Origin of the sequence: Pelagibaculum spongiae (assembly GCF_003097315.1) — a bacterium.
Lineage (GTDB): Bacteria > Pseudomonadota > Gammaproteobacteria > Enterobacterales > Pelagibaculaceae > Pelagibaculum > Pelagibaculum spongiae.
This window is the reverse complement of the sequence record NZ_QDDL01000002.1, coordinates 276,135-297,867: the sequence shown is the minus strand read 5'-3', so window position 1 is coordinate 297,867 and position 21,733 is coordinate 276,135. Positions and strand designations below refer to the sequence as shown.

The following is a 21,733-nucleotide window of genomic DNA, read 5'->3' as shown; positions in this document are numbered from 1 at the left end:
AAATAATGCAAGATTAAATGCAACGATTAATTCATATAAATTAGTTGGCTCTTTTGAAGATCATCTGGTTAATGTTACTCCACCTCAAACGTCACCATCGGTTTTGGCATAATCCATTTGGCGTCTTTTGCCTGAACCGATTCCAGTTCACCGATAAAGCCTTCTATTGAAGTCAGCCGAACACCTTGCTGTTCACCATCGGGTTGGTTGCCAAAAAAATCTTCCCAATGAGCAAGAATACTGATTTTTGGCTGCATTTTTTGTACCAGCAGGTTGGGATAATCATCGACCTGGTCATAGGCGGCGACGCAATGAATCGCGGCATCAACACGTTTTTGCTGGCTTTGTGGCAAGTTGGGAACAAAACCTAAAGGTGGTGTGCTGGCGGCATCTTGGAAATGCACTCGGTAGGCTATCTCGCCATTGTTCTCTAAAAAATCGATTAAATAAGCGTAGGTTTTACCTTCTACCCATCCGCCAATAGTTTTTGGAAGCTGAGGTAAATCTTTCTGATAGCTGCCTTGCAGAAATTTAATGCCCAGAATATGTGGCGCATGTTCTGATTCAATTGCCATCACCCGTACTTTTTTGTCTTGGCTATAAATCCATTGACCGGGTTGATCGTCTTTGGCAGCAATTTTATTCACCGGGATAATTCGCTGTGAGCTGACTTGGGAAGCAATGCTGTGCTTGGTGGTTTTTGAGCCGATGATCATAGCCTTGTCGGCAAACTGATTAGCGATATAGGGCACATCCATTAAATGGTCGTAATGGGCATGGCCGACCAGAATCATGCTGGCTTGTTGGGCATCTACTTGCTGCATTAACCGGTCGATTCGTTGGGTGTCAGGCTGAAATGCCATAAAAGGAGCGGGTGGAAAGCCCCAAAATGCCGGATTTGAAAATGAAGGTGCAGTCAGAATTGAGCTGCCATTGTAGCTGAGCTTAAATCCGCTAACCCCAAGGTACTGAACTTGCAACTTGCTTGAGGCTTGTTCGGTTGGAGCGTTTACATTAGCTCTGGCAAGCACTTTTGCGTGTTTTGGTGAGTTTTTTAATATCGGAAGGTGGCTAACCTGACTAGCGCAGCCGGTTATTAAGATTGCTGTGAGTAAAATGCCAGAAAGGATAGGTCGTGGCAGCTGGGCGCTGCTGTTAAATGTTTCTTTAACCAATGATCGCAACATTGTTATTAGTCTTATGAATAGCGAATAGTTACTTTGTGCCAGAAACCGATCGAGCTGTCACGGTATGTTTGCTATGACATTTTTTGAAGTAGTCGCTCACTCCAACCAATTACCACAGTAATTTCAAGGGGATTGGTGTTCTTACTGCTTATTTGTATCAGCGGCCGATGCTTGTAATTTTGCCAAACATTTTGCTAGAAATTTTAATAGGGCTAACTGGCTTTAGTGGTCGCTTGGCTTTCACGACAGAGATTTTTTCCGTCAGGCAGTCGAATTAATCCGCTAAGATAGAATCTGACTGACAGGAGCAAGTAACGGCATAATCTCTGGGTCAGTACACTGTGAATGTAGCCAATCAACGGTAATTTTGATGGATCCCTTGACGCTCGACCTAACCGCTTACGATGCTTTGATTTTCGACCTAGACGGCACATTGGTTGATTCCATGCCATTGCACTTAAATGCCTGGCAATCGATTGCCGATGAGTTTGGTTTTAAGTTTGACCCGGTTCGGCTCAATCAGCTGGGTGGTGTACCTGCTCGTAAAATTGCAGCGATCATCAACAAGGAGCAAGGGTTGCGTATCGATACGCTTGCTGCCACCAAGGCGAAAAGAGCCCATTACTTGCAAAACATTAATCGTGCTGACAGCTTTGCCAGTATGTTGAATCTGGTGCGCCATTATCATGGCAAGTTACCCATGGCGATTGGCACTGGTTCTCCAAGAACTAATGCCGATCGTGTGCTGCGTAATACCGGGCTTGAGCAGTATATGGATGCGGTGGTGACTGCCAATGATGTTGAAAACCATAAACCACATCCTGATACTTTCCTGTTAGCTGCAGAAAAGCTGGGTATTGAACCAAAAAAATGTCTGGTTTTTGAAGATACTGAAATTGGCCGTGAGGCAGCTCATAGTGGTGGTATGGATTGCGTGCTGATCAATAAAGGTCGCTGTGGTGAGATTTATCCTGCTTAATTTATCCTGCTAGAATCAATCCAATAATTATCACTTCATGGATGGAGTATGGATTTTTCTAGTGAAAGGCCGAAGCCTAGGTCGAAATCGAAGCTAAAAGCTCGGCCGCTTTCTCTTGGTGATGAGTTGGGAGTTGCATCGCCTCCGGGAACTCCAGATAGAATGAGGAAAGTCTATTTTAGAGAGCGAGCTAGGTCTTTAATGATTGCGACAAGATTAAAGATAAGAGATACGTTTAATCGAGATCTAAATATTCATAAGTTCGGAGCTGACTGTTCTTTGAAGGCTTATTATTCAGAAATAATAAGTTTGCGTGAAAAAAAACGAGTTTTTTCATTTGATTATACCGGCAATCAATTTAATTCAGTCTCTGAAAACATTAGAGCTAGAGAAATTCAATATCCTTCTCGATATCCTGATAGTCATAGGTTTATTCGAGAATCTCTTCTGTTTTGCCACACCTATTTAAATCCGGAAGAAATACCTGGCGCAACCCTCTGGATTGTATGCGAAGACACGACAAAAGAAATAGCGTCTATCAAAATAGTAATCCCATTTGATAATTGTTATGGAATCATTTGGGAAAGTGACGAAGAAAGACGCGCAATTGAACAAATGGAAAAAGAAACCGGAAGAGAAGAGCCAGACTTTAGTTTTTGCTAAAATTTCAGGTTTTTCTAAAATCCCAGGTTTTTCTAAAGTAGTCACTCCCGCAACAATCTTCTCAATACTTTGCCCACTGGTGTCATCGGCAATTCATCAACAATTTTAATCTTCTTTGGCCGTTTATAGCCGGTTAATTCTGAAGCGCACCAGGTTTTTAATTCCGCTTCTGTTAATGATGCATCTTGCGATTGAACAAATAATTGCACGGCTTCTCCGGTTAAATCATCGTTAACACCAACCGCCGCCGAGCAAACTACCTTTGGATGACGATTAACCAAATCTTCAATTTCATTGGGGTAAACATTAAAACCTGAGACAATAATGATATCTTTAATCCGGTCAACAATTCGAATATAACCATCATGGTCAATCACGCCCACGTCGCCAGTATGCAACCAGCTTTCGCTGTCAATGACTTCAGCGGTAGCTTCAGGGCGGTTCCAATACCCTTTCATTACTTGTGGCCCGCGCACACATAATTCACCGCGCTCGCCTAGCTCGAGTATTTTCCCATCTTCATCAATTACTTTTAATTCGGTGCCGGGTGCTGGTAAGCCAACAGTGCCTCGCTGGCAAAAATCACCCAAAGGATTGCAAGACACTATCGGTGCGCATTCAGTCAGGCCATAGCCTTCGACAATTTCAGCACCGGTTAATTGATGAAAGCGTATTGATGTATCGCGAGACAAAGCCATGCCACCGGCCAAAGCAAGCCGTAAATGGCTAAAGTCGACCTTATGAATATCTGGATGATTGAGTAATGAAATATATAAGGTATTTACGCCGCTGATGCCGGTAAATTTATGCCGCGACATAATTTTAATAAACATAGAAGTATCACGAGGATTGGTGACCAATATATTCTTATTGCCCATTGCGGTCATGCACAGGCAGTGCACAGTAAAGGCAAAAATATGGTACAGCGGTAACGGGCAAATGGCTGACTCTTCGCCGGGTATTTGTAATGGTTTTCCATGTTGGTCTAGCTGGGAAGTCATGGCTTTCATTTGCTGCATATTTGCCAGCAGGTTGCCATGGCTTAGCATTGCGCCTTTAGCTACACCGGTGGTTCCGCCGGTATATTGTAAAATGGCAATATCATTTTCGGTATTTTTAACTGGGGTAAATGGCAGGTTTTCACCGGCTGATAAAACATCTCGAAAACTAACTGCTTGTGGAAGGTTATAAGGCTTAACCAGCTTTTTAACGTGTTTAACTGCAAAGTTAAGGGCAGTGCGCTTGAAAAATGATGGCTGCATGTCGCCCAATTCAGCAACAATGAGCTGCTCAATTTCGGTTTCCTTAAGCACCTGTTCCACCGAGTGGCCAAAGGTATTCATAAATACCAATGCTTTTGCGCCGGAATCTTTAAACTGGTGGCGCATTTCTGCTGCCGTATAGAGTGGGTTAGTGGGAGTGATGACCAAGCCAGCCCGTAAAGCACCAAATACCGCAATTGGAAACTGAATCATATTGGGCATTTGAATCGCTATTCGGTCGCCTGGTTTTAAGTCAGTGCGATTTTGCAGCCAGGCGGCGAAATCTTTACTGAGCTGATCGAGCTGGCGATAGCTAATGGTTACGCCGATGTTCCAATAGGCAGGCCGATTGGCAAACTTGCGGCAGGAATCTTCAAATAATTCAGTGATCGAAGCGAATTCTGAGGCTTCCAGGTGATCAGGAACACCAGGTGCTCTGCGGCCATTCCAGAAATCTGCTTGCATATTGAATCTCCCGGCAGGGTTAGAAAACGTTTTAGCTTGGTCAATCAGTAGCGGCAAAACCCAAAGCATCAAATTTATTGTGCTTGATGTTAGTGTCAGTTTGCCGACAAAAATCTACATAATAAATATTTCGCACCCTTATTGGATAGCTCGCAAAGGCAAAGTTGGGTAGATTATTCGTTATGAATAATATATCGCCTGCTAATTCTTCCCGACCATTGGATCTCTTGGGCTGTTCCCTGACAGGAAGTCACCTGATTGAAGCCAGTGCTGGTACCGGGAAAACATGGACCATCACCGGCCTTTATTTGCGTTTGCTGCTGGAAAGCCAGCTGACGCCTGAGCAGATTTTGGTGGTGACCTTTACTGAAGATGCGACCCAAGAGCTAAAAGATCGGATTCGCCGCCGTATCACCAGTGCCTTGCGTTATTTTGAGCTGTTATCTGAAGAACCAGAAAAAGCTCAGACACTGGTAGACCCGTTACTACAAAGTTTGTCGGAAAAGTTTTCCACAGCGGAGCAACGCAAGCTGGCCAGACTTCGGCTGGATCATGCGATTCGGCTATTAGACCAAGCAGCGATCTCGACGATTCATGGTTTTTGTAACCGGCTACTGCAAGATTTTGCTTTTGAGTCAGGGGTGCTATTTGAAGCCAACCTTGAAGAAAGTGACCGGGCATTGCTGGGGCAGATTATTGATGACTACTGGCGAAGTCATAATCAGCGGTGGCATCCACTGTTTGTTGGTTACCTGTTTAACCATTCACCTAGGGTCACTGCAGATCAATTGCAAAAATCGGTTGGCGGATTGCTATCACGAGCAGTCCATCATGGGTTAGATGCAATTATTCACCGGCCAGATTTACCAGCGCCAGAACAGCTAAAAATCGACACGAAGCAGCTTGCAGTCAGCTGGGCTAAGCAGCGAGATTCGGTTCTAGAAATGTTGCAGTTTGCTACCGGCAAGAAGTTCTTATCTGCCAGTAAAGATAACTACAAAGCCGACAATGTTGAGCGCTGGATAACAGGCTTAGATCATTGGCTGCTAGAAAATGCCGGCGAAAGCCAATTTTCCGATTTAACCGCGCTTGAAGCATTTGGCCAAGCTCGATTAATAAAGGCACGTAGTAAGTCGGCAGATAAAAATGACTGGTGGCCAGATAACCCATTTAGTTTGCTGGCAGATCAGTTAATTGAGCAATTAGAAGCAGGCTTATCTGGTTTGCGTTGGCACTTATTGCAGCATGCAATGCAGCAATTACCGCAGTTGAAAACGCAAAAGCATTTAATGACCTTTGATGATTTGCTACTTCAAGTACGCGATGGATTACGCAGAAATATTGCCGGTGACTGGCTAGCTCAAGCAGTAAAGCAGCAATATCCAGCAGCTTTGATTGATGAGTTTCAAGATACTGACCCGGTACAGTTTGAAATTTTTTCCCGCATTTATTTAGACGGCGCAAATGCTTCAGGTGACGCTACTGCTTTAGATTCAGCTTTAAACTCAGGTTCAATTGCAGAGTTAACCGCTGTAGAAGTCGTAAAAGAATCAGATGCAGAAAATCAGCCGCTGTCAGTGGAAAATAAAAACTGTCTGTTTTTAATTGGTGATCCAAAGCAAGCGATTTACAGTTTCCGTAATGCTGATATTTTTGCCTATTTACAAGCCGTTCAATCTGCGACCTATCGCTGGCAGTTAGGTACTAACTGGCGTTCTGAACCGGCATTGATCGAAGGGGTTAATCAGTTATTCTCCAGCAATAACAATCCATTTTTGTTTTCTGATATTGAATTTCATCCGGTAAAAGCTTCCGACAAAAACCATTGGCAATTATTTGTTGATGGACAAGCGGCTGGTGGATTAAATATCTGCCCAGTCGACGGTAATGGCTTTGATCATAAAGCAGATAAAAGCCGCCGTGGTGTTGCCGAGGCAGCTGCCGCAAGAATTCATTGGTTATTGTCGCCGAGGCGAGCTGAATTTCGTCAGACATATGAAAAACAACCTAGTAAAAAGTTTGTCTCTCAGGCATTAAAAGCCGGTGATATTGCGATTCTAGTGCGCAAAAACCAAGAGGGAGAATTAATGCGCCAGGCGTTATCTCGCTTAGGTGTTCGTTCGGTGATTCAATCTAGGCAAAGTGTTTTTCAATCGGCTGCAGCAAGAGATATTCAATGGTTGTTGCAGGCGGTATTAGATGCCGGTCGCAGCAGAAACCTTTATGCATTGCTGGCAACGCCACTTTATCAGTTGACGGCAGCTGAACTCGATCCGTTAGACGAACAAATGCTAGAGCAGCTGCAAGAACGATTTCTTGATTACCATAATCGTTGGCAAAAAGATGGCGTTGCAGCAATGCTGCGTTTCTGTCTGCAGCAGGAAAAAATGTTACCAAGAATCGCCACATTATCTGACGGTGAACGGCGCTTAACCGACATTCGTCACTTGAGTGAATTACTGCAGCAAACTGCCCACGAGCAAAAATTTGGCCCAGGTGGCTTGGTGAGCTGGTTACGCCAACAACGGCTCGATAGCGAAACGGCAGATAGCCAACAATTGCGGCTAGAAAGCGACGAAGCGCTAGTAAGAATTGTCACCATCCATAAAAGTAAAGGTCTGGAATATCCTTTAGTATTTTGTCCATTTTTATGGAGCAGTAGTTTTTCATCGGCGATGCAGCCAGATTTTCCATCGGCACACGACCCTGATGGTGAAATGAAAATATGGATGGATGGCACCGATAAAAATGGCGTAGGTAAAAAGCAGTTAGCAGCGATTGGCCAAGCAGAAGCAATGGCAGAAGATTTACGATTACTTTATGTCGCATTAACTCGGCCAATTAATGGCTGCTGGTTATGGTGGGGGTGGGTGCATAACGCTAGCACTAGCTCGCTAGCAACTGCGTTGGGCTGTTTGTTATTTGCCGATGATGCTTTTGCTGATGACACACTGGCCAATCAGCAGAAAAAACAAAAACTAATAGAAGAGCCAGTGAAAAAATTAAAAGCTTTAGGTAAAGAACTATCCCAAGCAGAAATAATATTACGACTGCAAGAACTAGTAGGTCAATCGCCAGCGGCTCGTGATTCATCTTATGCTCAAGCGGCAATTAGAATTGAAGATCGGCCAATCCTGACAGAATTGCCACTGGGTGAAGATTTAAATCAACAACTGCTAGCGCCGTTGCAATTTAAGCGGTATTTACAAAGCCAGCGCATGTTGCATTCATTTAGTTCATTGCATGCAGCAACGAGCCATAGCAGTGGGCATGCAGTTGATGTTGAGTCACCCGATTATGATGCAGAACCGGTTAACCAGCGCCAACAAGAACAACAAGAGTTGCTAGCAGATCAATTCAGCTTTCCACGCGGTGCTAACCCTGGTAGCTGTTTGCACGCAATTTTTGAGTTTAGTGACTTCACAGATCGGCAATCGGTAGCAGAACAAATTCCGATTCAGCTCGAGAAGTTTGCCATTGATGCAGAATGGCAAGCCGTCGCTGAACAATGGTTTGACACCATGCTATCAACACCGCTTTTAAATCAACAGCCAGACGTTGAAAACCTGTGTTTGGCAGACTTGACCTGCCAGCAAAGGCTTAACGAATTAGAGTTTGTTTATCCAACGCCATTAGAAAAACCAGAAGTATTAAAAGAGATTTTCGATTTGGCATTGACTGGAAATAAAAACAGACAAGCTTTGCAAAATAAATTGAATAAAGGCTTGCATGGTTTTTTAAAAGGCTTTATTGATTTGATTTTTGTTCATGAAGAACGCTGGTATATTCTCGATTATAAATCCAATTATCTAGGTGATAACGTCAGTGATTATTTACCTGATAATTTGCATGTTGCGATGCAAGAAGCAGGGTATGACTTGCAGTACACCGTTTATACCGTTGCTTTGAATCGCTACCTGCAATATCGATTGGGTGAGAATTATGACTATGACAAGCACTTTGGTGGCGCGTTATATCTTTACTTAAGAGGCATGGATGGCTCCGGAAATACCGGTATTTATTTTGCTCGAACCGACAAGGTTGTACTGGAGAATTTAGAGCAGATTTTGGTGGGATAGCCTTAAAGCGCTAAAGCTTTTAGGTTTTGTCGAACTGTTATCAAGATAATGAAGGGAGCTGAAAAAAAGCTCCCTTCATTATAATTTTTGATTAAAATAGAAAGTTAAATTGTTTTGGCAATTAAATCAGCTTTAAGCAAACCACCTTTGGTAAATAGTTTAGCTGAAAACTTTGGGTTTCTTCTTGATTTGTATGCTTCAAGAATCTTTTTCAGTCCTTCTGCTTCTAGTAGAGAAATGTTTATATCAGTATCCATTTCAGCAGAATCGATAAAATCTTGAGAGAATTCTGGAGCAATAATCAATACTTGTGCAACTCGACTGCCGCTTGATTCACAGCAGCTAGCATAGGCTTTTACTTGTCTTGATGTCGTCGAATATTTAGAAAACTGACCGTTTTTGAAAGATTTGGCTTCACCAATAATGACGTCATCACTTCCGAGTGAAATGATAATATCTGTTTTATCTTTGGCAGTATTAATTTGTTTTCTCAGATCTTCATCTACATTAAGGCCGAGTTGTTCTAAAAGAGTTCGAGTAATTTCTTCAAATTTGCTACCAATCTCAGCCTCTTTGATTTCTATTCCAGCTGAAGATAAACCTGCTAAGTCTCGTCTGGCGAGTAACTCATAGTTCTCAATTAATTTATCGTTTGCACTTGCAAAACTTTCAAGTATTAATTGGCGGGGATTACCTCTTTTCGAAAGGCACATTTTATCGCGAATGCTTTTGATTTCATCATTTCTATATAGATAAAGAATATCGACTGGAGATATTCCTAGTGCACGCAATCTTTCTGGATCTAGAGATTCCTTGTCTTCAATTTCAAAATCGAAGCGTATTCTATCAATTACAGGAGGTGTTTCATTTGATAGTGCTTCGACAAGTGAGGAGAATCCACTTGCACTTAACGTATCAAACTCATGCGTGGAACAATTTTTTAAAGATTGAATCAATATATCGATACGTTCATTAATAGTTGTTCCCAGTTTTGACACGGGTAGGTTTAGTTCATCGAATAATGTTTTTAAACGATCTTTTCTTTGGTTTAGTGTTTCTTTTTCACAGTAAATATCATGTAGTAAAATGGCACGAACAGAAATTCCTGCATGTGAAATGTATTGGATTTTTTCTATTCTTTCTCTGCCTCGGCTCTTTTGACCATAGTTTTTTAGGATGTTAGACAGTTCTGAATCACTGAGGGATCTTAGTATCCGTAATGTATATTTATCTGGCAGCTCTTTACCCTGTATTTCATGAAATATCTCTACAACTTCATCTGCTACTAAAATTTCTTTTTTTCTTCGGTTAACAAATAAAACACCTTTCTCACGAAGGCCATTTATTGCATTTTCTACGTTGTTAGATGCTAAAGGAATGATTATGTTTTCAATAGCGAAAGCATCTTCAGTTGAAATCCCCAATCGCTTGGAGAGTGTATTTAAAATCATTCTTTCTTCATCAGTAATGCGAGCTTCTCTATTAGCCTTTAAGTCGTTTTCATAGGCTACTTTTAAACAATCTTTGTATACCGAGAGCCTTTGTCCTCTACCAAAAGAATCATCATCTTGACTAGATTCGATGAGTGATTCGAGTTCTTTGGAGAGCTTTTGCAAAGAGTCATATTCTTTGGCGTATAAGGTTTCAATCCAAGCATCTCTGGCTATACAGTTCCCGTCACGGCTTAGGATGTTTATCAAGAGAGATGTTTGTGAGTCACTAAGAGAAATTTGATCTCTTATATAATTTTTGTAGTGATTTATCGCGAGGTTGAATAATTCTGTGATCTCGCTACCAGACGCAGACTTAAGTTGGCCTTCGATTTTTGATTCGATGGTTTCTTTGAAGTCGATATCATTTTTTTTGACGCTATCACAAATCTTATCGAGGCAGCTAATAAATTTTGAGCGTTCGACTTGATTTATTTGAGAGAGAATTTGGCTGAGCTTCATTGAATTACCTTGGTTGCTTAGTCTGTGAACTAAATAAAACCACACATCAGGTTATAATGAAAATAGGTTAGAAGATACAAGCATAAATAGAGTATTTTGCTTGTATCATTACAATGAGTTAACCTGAAATGCGTAATATAATACTGAATATAAGGTATTCACCGGTTAGGTCAACTTTTAACGCCGTGTTCTTTTAATTTTTAATCAAGAACCACAGATGCTTGTGGTTCTTCACACGGCTTCATTGCTGCGACTCGAACCCCATTTCGACCATTACGTTTTACTTCATATAATTGTTGGTCAGCTAATTGTAATAGCGCTGATCCATTGCCAGGATTTCCATCGACGATTGAACCACCTACGCTAATTGTGACGACGCCGAATTCGCTAGATGGGTGTTTGATTTGTTTGTTGAAGATGAGATTGACTAATCGATTGGCGACGCATTCGACACCTTTTTGATCAGTATCGGGTAGCAGGCAAACAAATTCTTCACCGCCATAGCGGCAGACAAGATCGCCTGCTCGGCACATTCCTGATGACAATAAATCGGCAACTCTTCCAAGAACAGTGTCTCCAGCTTGATGACCACAAACATCGTTGTAGCGCTTAAAATGATCTAGGTCGATCATTAATAAGCCTAATGGTCGGTCTAATGCAGCAGATTCATAGCATGAGCGGCGAAAGCTGGTTTGGAAAGCACGTCGATTTGCAATGCCGGTAAGCGCATCGGTCAATGACATTCGCTCTAGCATTAGCCGGTGCTTTTCCATTTGCCGATTGGCTTGACGGAGATCATTAAGAATGACTTCACGGGCTTTGAGGTTGCGGTTTAATTCAGTGGTTCTAGCATGAACCTGCCGCCGTAACACGTAGATGTGGCCGCAAGAAAGTAACAACACGAGCAACACAATGGCGAATGAGAGCCATAGGTAAAAATCTTCTGGTAATTGTCGTTCAACTGCAACCCAGCGTTCGTAAATGCGCCTTTTTTCAGCATCTGGAACCGGCTTCATAGAAGCGCTAACCCAGCGATGTAGTTCTTTGTTATTTTTAGCAATACTGATATAGAGCGGCCGATTAAAAGTTTCTTTGTAGTAGATAAACTGATCTGAAATATTTCTGCGTTGTAAGTTGTAGTTGGCTGTCACTTGGCCACTAAAAAAACCATCAACTTTTCCATCACCGGCTGCGCGAATCATTTCACTGGTTGATTCAAAAATTACTGAAGCAACTTTGGGAAGATAATCTCGAACGTATTGACTAGAGAAACCGCCCTCAATAACGCCAATGCGTAAACCAGATAACTCGGTTTCGCTATAGCTGGCGTATTTTCGATTTAAGAATAGTCCTCCGTTCAATTCCGTAACGCTGTCGGCAAAATTTAAAAAATGATCACGTCTTGAAGTGATAAATAGGCCGGAATGCAAATCAGCACGACCATCTTTAACGGCCTGTAGCGTTTCATGCCATGGCAACATTTGGAAATCGACATTAACCTGATTAATGCGCGACCATTCAATCCAGAAGTCGACTAATAATCCTCGGGGCTGTCCTTTTTGATCCACATAACTGAAAGGTCGCCAGTTCTGATCAAAGGCGACAGCCAATTGTTTTGGGCTTTCAGCGGGTGCCAGACTGGGTCCAGCTAATAGCAATAAAATCAGTAAGACTCGCGTCACTCTTGCAGCTCTATTTTAAATTTTAGCTAGTTTAGAGGTTGTAGAGTGATGGGCGCATAATCTGGGTCAAGGGAGATCCGACAATAACTCACAAAACAGTAGAAAATTGCCAATAAAGTCCGTGACTTTATTGGCAGAACCGATTCATCGAATCAAAAGCGATCTTTTGTGACAGTTTCAATGAACACCAGCAGGAAATAGTAATTGAACTGAAAATTCCGAGCATAATTAAAATTTGATATTGGATTGCAACGAAGGGATCTATTCCAGCGAGAATCTGGCCGGTCATTAGTCCTGGTAAGAATACGATACCCAGCGTTGCCATGGTCGCAAGTGTTGGCGCTAATGCGACTTTCAAGGCAGATTGACGCCATGGCCGTAAAGCTTGGTTAAGTGTGCCGCCGAGCATTACTCTTTCATATAGTTTTTGCGGGTTTTGTCGTATTTCACTGTAGAAACGTTCCAATGCCAATAAATTGGCCTGCAAGCTATTGCCTAAAATCATCCCGGTTAGAGGGATCATTTGTCGGGCATCAAACACTGTCTGCCAGCTTTTGTTGCTAGTCGTGTCGGATAGTGTACTGGCTATGGATTGGAATAGGTTTTCTGGCATTAAAGCGAGAAGTATTATAACGCCACTACCGAAACAGCCAATAAATAGAGAAGCAAAAACCGCCGGGAAAAATTGTTTGGAAAGACCTGATCTTTTAAGTATTTGCAGGTTTGCCGTAGTGAGCATGATAGCGAGCCACAGCAAATTGATGCCCCAATGATTTAACTGAAATAAAAACTCCAGATAAATACCAATCAAGCTGAGTTGTATTAACATCCGCAATAATGCCAATAAACTCTGTTTGATCATCGCTAGTCTTTCAAAGTAGATAATGGCTAGCAGAGGTAAAAGCAATATGCTGGCAAACCAGATATTCGGGCTGGGTGTGAGCTCACTCATTAATTGCCTTCTCGCAGGGTTAGCTGGCCATTATTTAGTAAATATTGGTGTTGCTGAGCACTGCTCCACTCTGGGTCATGTGAAATACTCAGCCAACAGGTCTGTTTAAATGGTTGGCTTTGCTGAAGCCGGATTAATGATTGAGTATTTGATGAATCCAAAGCAGCGGTTGGTTCATCTGCCAATATGATTGAGCGCTTGAGTAGCAAAATTCTGAGTAGAGCAAACCGACTACGTTCTCCGCCAGAAAGTTTTTCACAGGGTTGTTGTAGCAATTCTGATTTGAGCTGAAGCTGCTGGATTAATTCTGCCACTTGCTGTGGCTGCCATGGCTGATGATTGATCTCACAAGCTTCTTTTAATGCTGCAATAACAGTTGAATCGCCTAACCAAGGTTGCTGCGGTAACCATCCAATATGTTGTCTGAAATTGTGAATGTTGTGCGAGGTGACAGGCTCACCTTGCCAGTGTAATGCACCGCTTTTCAGCGGCAACAAACCACAGATCGCCAATAGTAAACTGCTTTTGCCGCAGCCAGATGGCCCACTGACTACATGGGTACTTCCAGGTTGCAGATTTAATTGTCCTTTTAGCTTGAGCAGTTGGTGCTCGAGCTGAATCTGTGGGTTTTCAAGCGTTAGCAACATAGTTATCTAGTTAGAGCCTGTTCATTCTTGGGCGTATACTACCTGATTTCATCCAATGATCCGGAGTGTTATGGATATTCGGCAACCCCCCGCAGCAGACCGCCGTCGAATGCTGATGCGTTGGCTAAAAGGGCAGGGCAAGAGCACTCGTTTTTTACGCTATTCAGTGATAGCGGGTAGCTTTGCTGGTATCAGCCTGATTATTCAAGCCTGGATATTGAGCGGTTTGCTGGCAGATGTAATTGATGGGCAATTGCGCCAGCCACCTTGGGCAGAACTTACCGGATTGCTCGGGCTATATCTATTTCGTGGTGCTTGTCAGTGGGTGATGCTGGTTTCTGGGCAGAAAGCTTCGGCAGAAGTGCGGGCCGGTCTGCGCCGGCAGTTATATCTGAAAATTGCTCAGTTAGGGCCATCTTGGTTAGCTAACCATCACTCTGGTGCGATTGCGGTTCGTTTGATGGAGCAAGTTGATGCACTCGATGGTTTTTTTGCTCGGTTTCTTCCGCAGCAGATGATCGCAGCTGTTTTGCCGCTGGTCATTATGGCGGTGGTTTTTCCCCATGACTGGATTGGTGGGTTGATCTTTCTGGTGACAGCACCTTTGCTGGTTTTGTTTTTAATATTAACCGGCATGGGCGCGGAATCTGCACAGAAAAAACAAATGACTGCTTTAATCCGAATGGGCGGCCACTTTTTGGATCGACTGCAAGGTTTGTCATTGTTGCGACGTTTTAATCAAACCGATGCCGCATTAAAACAAGTCGGAAAAGTAGCGGAAGATTTTCGCACCCATACTATGTCGGTGCTGCGTGTTGCGTTTTTATCCACAGCCGTTTTAGAGTTTTTTGCGGCAATCTCAGTAGCGTTAACTGCGGTTTATGTCGGCTTCTCTTTGTTGGGCTATTTAGATTGGGGCCCTGCTGGTACGATGGACTTCCGCAGTGGACTGTTTCTTTTAATGTTGGCACCTGATTTTTATGCGCCATTGCGCCAATTAGCTACCCATTATCATGATCGATCTGCCGCGATGGGTGCTGCCGATGATATTACTGAATTATTGGCTGAAACATCTCCCGGACTTGCGATTGAGCAGTTGACTGCTGAAGAAACTGGAAAAGAAGTACCAGTAGAGGATCAGCAGTTTTTCTCAACACCCCCTTTAATTACCTTTAAAAATGTTGATTTTGGTTATGGCGATTCAATGGTACTGAATCAGTTAAACCTGCAACTGCAGCCGGGCGAAATTATTGCGATTGGAGCACCAAGTGGTGCAGGAAAAACCAGTTTAATTCGTCTGCTATTAGGGTTTTCTCAACCTACATCAGGGGAAATCCTAGTCAATGACCAAGCACTTTCAAGTCTCGGTGAAACGTCTCGTAGCCGCTTATTTGGTTGGTTAGGGCAAGCGCCTGTATTGTTTCATGGCTCGCTAGCCAGTAATTTATTGTTGGCCAATCCTCAAGCCGATCAGTCGCAATTATGGCAGGCATTAGAGCAAGCAGGCGCGGCAGAGTTTGTGAAAAAAATGCCACAACAGTTAGACACTCCTCTAGGTGAGAATAACCAAGGTATTTCTGGCGGCCAAGCTAGGCGAATTGCATTAGCAAGAGTCTGTTTACACAATGCACCGGTATTGTTGCTCGATGAGCCAACCGCAGGCTTAGATAATAAAAACCGTGATTTATTACTGGCGCAATTAAAACAATATGCTAGTCAACGATCGGTGATTTTAGTCAGTCATGATAAAGCAGTTTTAGATTGGGCAGATCGCCATATTGAGTTATCTGAAATACAAAAAACTCCAGGTTCGCAAGAAGAACAGTCTGTAGGAGGGAGTGAATAATGAAATCTTCTCCACTCGGTTTTTTCATTGGTTTTTTTGTTAAGCAACGGCCTTGGTGGTTATTGGCTGGTGTGCTGACCTTGCTATTTAGCTGGTTATCCAGCCTGATGCTGTTAGGTGTTTCTGGCTGGTTTATTAGTGCTGCAGGTATTGCTGGTGCTGCAGTAGTGGTTGGTTCAGCGATTACTTTTAACTTCTTTTATCCTGCCGGTACGGTACGTTTTGCTGCAATGGCTCGCACCGCAACTCGCTATCTTGATCGATTAGTAAGCCATGAAGCGACTTTTCGATTATTAGCCGACCTTAGAGTCTGGCTATTTAAAAGAATGCTATTTCAACCCTTGCAGCACTTAGGTAAATTGCGACAAGGTGATTTATTAAATCGATTAACTAGCGATATAGATGCATTAGACAACTTATATTTAAGAGTAATTGCACCGTTAATTGCTGCAGCATTGCTGGCAGCGATACTGGTCGTCGTCAGCCAATGGTTGATGCCACCGTTGCTTTGGCCCGGCTTGGGTTTGATGTTGGCTGCAGGTATTTTGTTGCCGCTATGGACTCAGAAAAAAGCACAAGGCGATGCCAATAAATTACCAGAATTTACTAGCCAAATTCGTATTAATGTTTTGGATGGCGTACAAGGATTGGCCGAATTAAAGTCATTTAATAGGCTTGATGATCAGCTTAAAAAAATACAAACATCGGATCAGCAAAGAAATCGGCTAGTGCTTAAACAAGTTAAGCTAGAAGGTTTTGCAGCATTTATTGCCAGCGGATTGACCGGTATTGCGCTGTGTAGCTTGTTGTGGTTTGGTGTTGACTACCTTGCTGATTTGTCGAAAATTTCAGCTGAAATAGCCACAAGTTCATTTGATGGGCCGAAGCTGGTAGCTGCAGTTTTTATTTTAATGGGCTTGTCAGAAGCGATTTTGCCTCTGGCACCAGCATTTCGGCAATTGGTTGAAACGACTCAGTCAGCCAAAAGGCTATTGCAGATTAAAACAGACACCCAACAATCTTCTAAGAACACCTTAGATATCAATCTTGATCGTCCGCCCCTGATTGCGCTTGAAAACATTCAGTTGAGTTTGCAAGAAACGCAAGTGTTGAGTGATTTTAATGGCGAGATTCAACCGGGTGAAAAGGTCTTGCTATCGGGTGCTAGTGGCTGTGGAAAAAGCTCATTGGCCAAGTTACTAGTTAGCGAGCTGGACGCTGACTCTGGAAATATTTTACTTAATCATCGCTCTTTGAATGATTACAGCGAACAATCGCGTAATCAATTAATGGGTTATTTACCGCAGCAAACTCAACTTTTAAGCGACACAGTAGCAAACAATTTAAGGCTGGCGGCCCATGGTAAAACAATTACCGACGATCAGCTTTGGAATGCATTGCAATTAGTTGGGCTTAAAGAAACCATTTTAAACATGCCAGAAAAACTCGATAGTTGGTTGGGTGAATCAGGTGTTAATTTGTCTGGTGGCCAAGCGAGGCGGTTAGCATTAGCAGTGCTATTAGTTGCAGATTTTCAAGTGCTTTTGTTGGATGAACCATTTGAAGGTTTAGATGATCAGATTGCCCAACAAATTTCTGAACATTTAATGGCGATGAACAAGACGATTATTTTAATCAGTCATCGACAAGTTGATCGTGATTTACCTGCGACCATTTGGGGCTTTTGATAAATTAAAGGCAATTTAATATTTTAAAAAACCATCGAGGGACTTTTTTCTGTCCAACTCTTTTAATATTGGCCATAGATAATAAAATCTAATTAAGTACTCCAATCTGAATTGTATTGTATTCTATTCTATTGTGGGTTTGTCACCCCATGGTAAATATAGTAATAGCATGGTGATATCTTCCTGATACTCGGCAAACTGAAGTGAGCGAAATGTTTCTTTTTGGGTATAAACTAATTTTATAGCTGAAAAATGTTAACCGGTTAGTAAGTCGTTCTTCGTCAAAATTGACGTTAATTCATAGCTGTATACCGGCTATGCAGTTAAGCGATCTATTTCAGTTCTAGCTATTGTTTTGTGAACTAAGCTGAAAGTTGTCTGAATGACTCAGATAAGTATTGAGTTCTTGTGAGATTAATTGATCAAAGAGCTGCTTTTAAATCAGGGATGTATGTTTTTCCTTGAGATTTCTTAATGTTAACTGCTGAATACGCTTTAGATAAAGACGAATTTACTGATTACTTAACCGTTCTCGAAACCATCGCACCTTGGGTCCAGGGTGACGCATATACACTTCTACGTTTGGAACCTGGCGGATTAAAACCTTTAGTTTCTATTGGCTTAGTTAAAGAAGCTATGGGGCGGAGCTTTCTGGTGACTGAGCAGCCATGGTTAAAAGCAGTTCTATTGAGTGAAAACCCAGTTAGATTTATTCCTTGTGAGCTAAGTAGTCACCCCTTGGATGGTCTACTGTTATCCAAATCCTTGATACAAGATAGTTATGGTGTGCGACTGATGGTACACGAACAATGCTGGGGTATTTTATTGATGGATGCTGCACAACCGCAGCAATTTCATCAATTAAATCAGCAAACCTTGCAAGCAGTTTGTTCAATGGTTGAAGCCAGAGTACAAAGCTTACAAACACTTGAGCAACTCAGAACAATTTCCAGCGATAATTTGCCATCGGCGATGGCTCCGACACCAACTAATAGCGCGTTAGCAGGTAACTCGATCATCATGCGTCAGTTACGCCAGCAAATTGTATCTGCGGCGAATAGTAATATGACAGTAATGATTTGTGGCGAAGCCGGAACCGGTAAAAGATTGGTAGCTAGAGAATTACATCGCCTATCTGGCCGCAGTGGATCAATGCAATTAGTAGACTGCCAAGCTTTGCCTGTAGAAGCCTTGGATAGTGAATTGTTTGGATTAAATCAGCTGGGCGCAGTTGCCAATAAACACTTAGGAAAGCTTAAGCAGGCCTGCCAAGGGACACTGGTCATTTCTTCTTTTGAAATTCTGCCATTATCTGCACAGCGGCACTTGACTAATTGGTTACAAAAAAATGCTTCTAAAGCAGCATCTTCAATAACACTACCGGCTCGAATTTTGGTTACTACCTCAGTTGATTTACCCCGGGCTGTTGCAGAAGGTAAGGTTTTAAAAGAGCTCTACCAGCGGTTATCTGCTTATAGTATTTCTGTCCCTAAACTGAATGAACGTGGTGAGGATCTTGAGTTGTTGGCTGGGTTTTATCTAGAGCAGCAAAAATGTCATATGGGGTTGAGAGTTGTTCGTCTCTCTGATGACGCTATTCAGGCTTTGTACCAACATCGCTGGCCAGGTAATGTTCCTGAGCTAGCACAAAGAATTTATCGAGCCGTTCGAATCCAACCCGCGGGTCATCAATCACAACTGGTCTTGGAAGCAGAATCTTTAGGGTTAGATGTGCCTGATAAAGAGCCAGTCACGGTGTCTGCAAAAGAAGGTGCAGACCTGAAGGACTTGGTTGATGACTATCAGCGGCAACTGATTCGCCACCATTTGCAGCTTTGCAATAGTAACTGGGCGCATGTTGCCAGAAGCTTGCAAGTAGACCGAAGTAATTTGTATCGGTTGGCTAAGCGACTCGGATTAAAGTAACCAAATTTTAGCAAAATGCATATTGAAATAATGTTCTCAATAAAACTGCTTCACAAAAAAAAATATCTTTGTAGAGCCCTCTACAAAAGACTTGTTCTTATTTTGAATAAATAACCAAGCTGTCAATAATTGACCTTAATACCGTGTTAGTAAGTTGGTTTCTACTGTAGGAATCATTTTGCATTTTGATTTGATGAGTTTTTATGGAGACCGATTAATGAAGGAGCCAAGGTTTTATTTATCCCTAAGCTTAATCGCAATTCTGACTGCTTGTGGTCAGGCATCGGAAACCACCTATGTTCCTCCAGGTGCTGATTTAGGTACTCCTCCTGTTGAAGAAACACCTACCCCAGATCTAGTGATACCGCCAACGTCAATAGAAGAACTGCTGGTTGATCCAGATTATTTGTACCCAGTAGATGGCCTGTTTGAAGCCCGTCAGGGACAAATTCTCAAAGGAGCGCTTCCGATAGCGTCTACCTTGGTTGCCGGGTTAAATTTTGCTGTATCCGATGCCCCAGAAGGTTTGGTTATGATTGATTCAGGGCTAGGTACTTTTGAGTTTGATGTTGCCGAAAATCTTGAAGATATGGGCACCACTCATGAAATGACATATTCAATTTCAAATGGCACTGAAATAATCCAGCAAGGCACCATTGTGTTTGAAAATAAAAGTGACCCTTTGTTTCACCACCAATGGCACCTTAAAAACACCGGGCAACATGCTTTCGCGCGGGGAAGTGGTGTTGTAGGTGAAGATATTACTACTTCCGAAAGTATTCGTAATAATTATGCCGGGCAAGGTATTACTATTGCAGTAGTTGATGATGGTTTGCAAATAGATCATCCGGATTTAATAGAAAATGTGGTTGATGGTTCTTTAAACTTGAGTAACGGCTCAGATAATCCGGTGCCAAGCTCTAGCCATAGTTCACATGGTACTGCCGTTGGTGGAATTATCGCTTCAAGGGGTTGGAACAATATTGGCGGTCGAGGTGTTGCCTCCCAAGCAAATTTAATCGGATTTAACTTTATTGAAGAACAAAGTTTTTTAGGTTTCTCTATTAGCCATGGTGGCTTAAATGGCAACCATGCCAGAATTTATAATCAAAGTTATGGTTTTAATAATACCGTCCCATTTTCATGGAATAATAATCAGCTAAAAAATAACCGTAATGTTTATCATGAACAATCAGTCAATGGCCATGATGGCAAAGGTACGCTGTATGTAAAGGCTGCTGGAAATGGAAATGTTAGCCATCGCTATCGAATCTTTGGTTTTGTAGTTGCATATGAGCGAGCTAATCAATCAGATGGATTGCCATTCCAGAATGCTAATCAAGACTCGGGTAATGCCAATTTTTATAATACTGTCGTTAGTGCAATGAATGCTGATGGTGAGTTATCCAGTTATTCAAGCTGGGGCAGTAATGTTTTTGTATCTGCACCTGGTGGAGAATATGGCGCTAATAGCGAATATCTATCGAATATCAGTAATGAACCAGCAATGGTGACTACAGATCGCTCTGGGTGTGGTGCAGGAACTAGTGCGATCTTATCAGATTATTCGAAAAGTAATATTTATCCATTTTTTAATAATCATCCTGAAAATACTGATTGTGATTACACCAATTTAATGAATGGAACGTCTTCAGCTACACCAGTAACCAGCGGTGTATTGGCGGTAATATTAGGTGTAAATCCGAATTTAACATGGAGAGATGCACGGAATATTTTAGCGAAATCTGCTGAAAAAGTTAATGAAGACGATGCAGTAAGAACAATCGATGTTGGTGGCGTGGATTATGTTGCGCATAGTGGATGGGTAACTAATGCAGCAGGACATAGCTTTAACAGTAAGTACGGCTTTGGTCGTGTTAATGTTGATGCGGCTGTTGTTTTGGCCAAAAGCTATGATGAAGACTTGGGTGATTTAATAATTACACCTTGGCAAGATAGTGGCGAACTGGATTTAACGATTGCTGAAGGTGATGTCACTGGAGCAACGCACATTTTAGATATTCCACAAGACCTAATCATTGAAGGAGTACAAATTCGTCTTGATGCAAAACATTCTCGTATACCCGATTTAGCAGTCGAATTGATTAGCCCTTCTGGTACTCGTAGTGTGGTGATGACGCCTAATAATGCGCTGGATGCTGATTTAGGAATTAATTCAAATAATCCAGATGGGTATGTTGATACGTTATTGTTATCCAATGCATTCTTCAATGAAAGATCGGCTGGAGAGTGGAGGATTCGTTTAATCGATACTTCGACAACGACACGTAACTACAATCGATCATTGTTGGGTATCAGTGTTGATCCACTGAGCAAGGGAAATAATGCGGTGGAAGGTATATTGCAAAACTGGAAAATCAGAGTGTTAGGTCACTAATTACAGG

General features: G+C 42.3%; 13 protein-coding genes. 7 read left to right on the top strand and 6 right to left on the bottom strand.

Annotated elements, in window-relative coordinates:
• Positions 1-74: 74 nt before the first annotated feature.
• The gene (locus DC094_RS07290; protein WP_116686464.1) at positions 75-1,187 is read right to left on the bottom strand and encodes an MBL fold metallo-hydrolase; all 1,113 of its coding nucleotides are present in this window, start codon (positions 1,185-1,187) and stop codon (positions 75-77) included.
• Between the two features lie 370 nt (positions 1,188-1,557).
• Here DC094_RS07290 and DC094_RS07285 point away from each other — a divergent pair, with 370 nt between their 5' ends.
• Both DC094_RS07285 and DC094_RS07280 read left to right on the top strand, forming a co-directional pair.
• Positions 1,558-2,166, top strand: coding sequence for an HAD family hydrolase (locus tag DC094_RS07285; RefSeq protein WP_116686463.1), 609 nt, complete (start codon positions 1,558-1,560; stop codon positions 2,164-2,166).
• Between the two features lie 48 nt (positions 2,167-2,214).
• Complete coding sequence (locus tag DC094_RS07280) at positions 2,215-2,829, top strand: hypothetical protein (protein ID WP_116686462.1); 615 nt, start codon at positions 2,215-2,217, stop codon at positions 2,827-2,829.
• Positions 2,830-2,870: 41 nt separating this feature from the next.
• On the opposite strand, the gene DC094_RS07275 is transcribed toward DC094_RS07280, so the two are convergent.
• Positions 2,871-4,556, bottom strand: coding sequence for an AMP-binding protein (locus DC094_RS07275; protein ID WP_116686756.1), 1,686 nt, complete (start codon positions 4,554-4,556; stop codon positions 2,871-2,873).
• Between the two features lie 182 nt (positions 4,557-4,738).
• Between DC094_RS07275 and DC094_RS07270 the strand changes: the two genes are divergently transcribed.
• Entirely contained in the window at positions 4,739-8,635 is a 3,897-nt protein-coding gene (locus tag DC094_RS07270; protein WP_116686461.1) for a UvrD-helicase domain-containing protein, read from the top strand.
• A 104-nt stretch (positions 8,636-8,739) separates the two neighbouring features.
• Here DC094_RS07270 and DC094_RS07265 read toward each other — a convergent pair whose 3' ends face one another.
• The 4 genes from DC094_RS07265 to DC094_RS07250 form a co-directional block, all read right to left on the bottom strand.
• Complete coding sequence (locus DC094_RS07265) at positions 8,740-10,587, bottom strand: hypothetical protein (RefSeq protein WP_116686460.1); 1,848 nt, start codon at positions 10,585-10,587, stop codon at positions 8,740-8,742.
• A 200-nt stretch (positions 10,588-10,787) separates the two neighbouring features.
• Positions 10,788-12,269 carry a transporter substrate-binding domain-containing diguanylate cyclase gene (locus DC094_RS07260; RefSeq protein WP_116686459.1) on the bottom strand — a complete coding sequence of 494 codons (1,482 nt, stop codon included), beginning with the start codon at positions 12,267-12,269 and terminating at the stop codon, positions 10,788-10,790.
• Between the two features lie 127 nt (positions 12,270-12,396).
• Entirely contained in the window at positions 12,397-13,221 is an 825-nt protein-coding gene (locus DC094_RS07255; protein ID WP_116686458.1) for an ABC transporter permease, read from the bottom strand.
• Entirely contained in the window at positions 13,221-13,868 is a 648-nt protein-coding gene (locus DC094_RS07250) for an ABC transporter ATP-binding protein (protein WP_116686457.1), read from the bottom strand. The genes DC094_RS07255 and DC094_RS07250 overlap by 1 nt, the downstream gene beginning before the upstream one ends.
• 70 nt (positions 13,869-13,938) lie before the next feature.
• Here DC094_RS07250 and cydD point away from each other — a divergent pair, with 70 nt between their 5' ends.
• From cydD to DC094_RS07230, 4 genes are all read left to right on the top strand, one after another.
• Positions 13,939-15,714 (top strand): thiol reductant ABC exporter subunit CydD, encoded by a 1,776-nt coding sequence (gene cydD / locus DC094_RS07245; RefSeq protein ID WP_158527248.1) that lies wholly within the window; start codon positions 13,939-13,941, stop codon positions 15,712-15,714.
• Positions 15,714-17,402 carry a thiol reductant ABC exporter subunit CydC gene (gene cydC / locus DC094_RS07240; RefSeq protein WP_116686455.1) on the top strand — a complete coding sequence of 563 codons (1,689 nt, stop codon included), beginning with the start codon at positions 15,714-15,716 and terminating at the stop codon, positions 17,400-17,402. Before cydD ends, cydC begins: the two co-directional genes overlap by 1 nt.
• Before the next feature lie 474 nt (positions 17,403-17,876).
• Entirely contained in the window at positions 17,877-19,328 is a 1,452-nt protein-coding gene (locus DC094_RS07235; protein WP_116686454.1) for a sigma 54-interacting transcriptional regulator, read from the top strand.
• Between the two features lie 217 nt (positions 19,329-19,545).
• Positions 19,546-21,726 carry a S8 family serine peptidase gene (locus tag DC094_RS07230; protein ID WP_158527247.1) on the top strand — a complete coding sequence of 727 codons (2,181 nt, stop codon included), beginning with the start codon at positions 19,546-19,548 and terminating at the stop codon, positions 21,724-21,726.
• Positions 21,727-21,733: the final 7 nt, after the last annotated feature.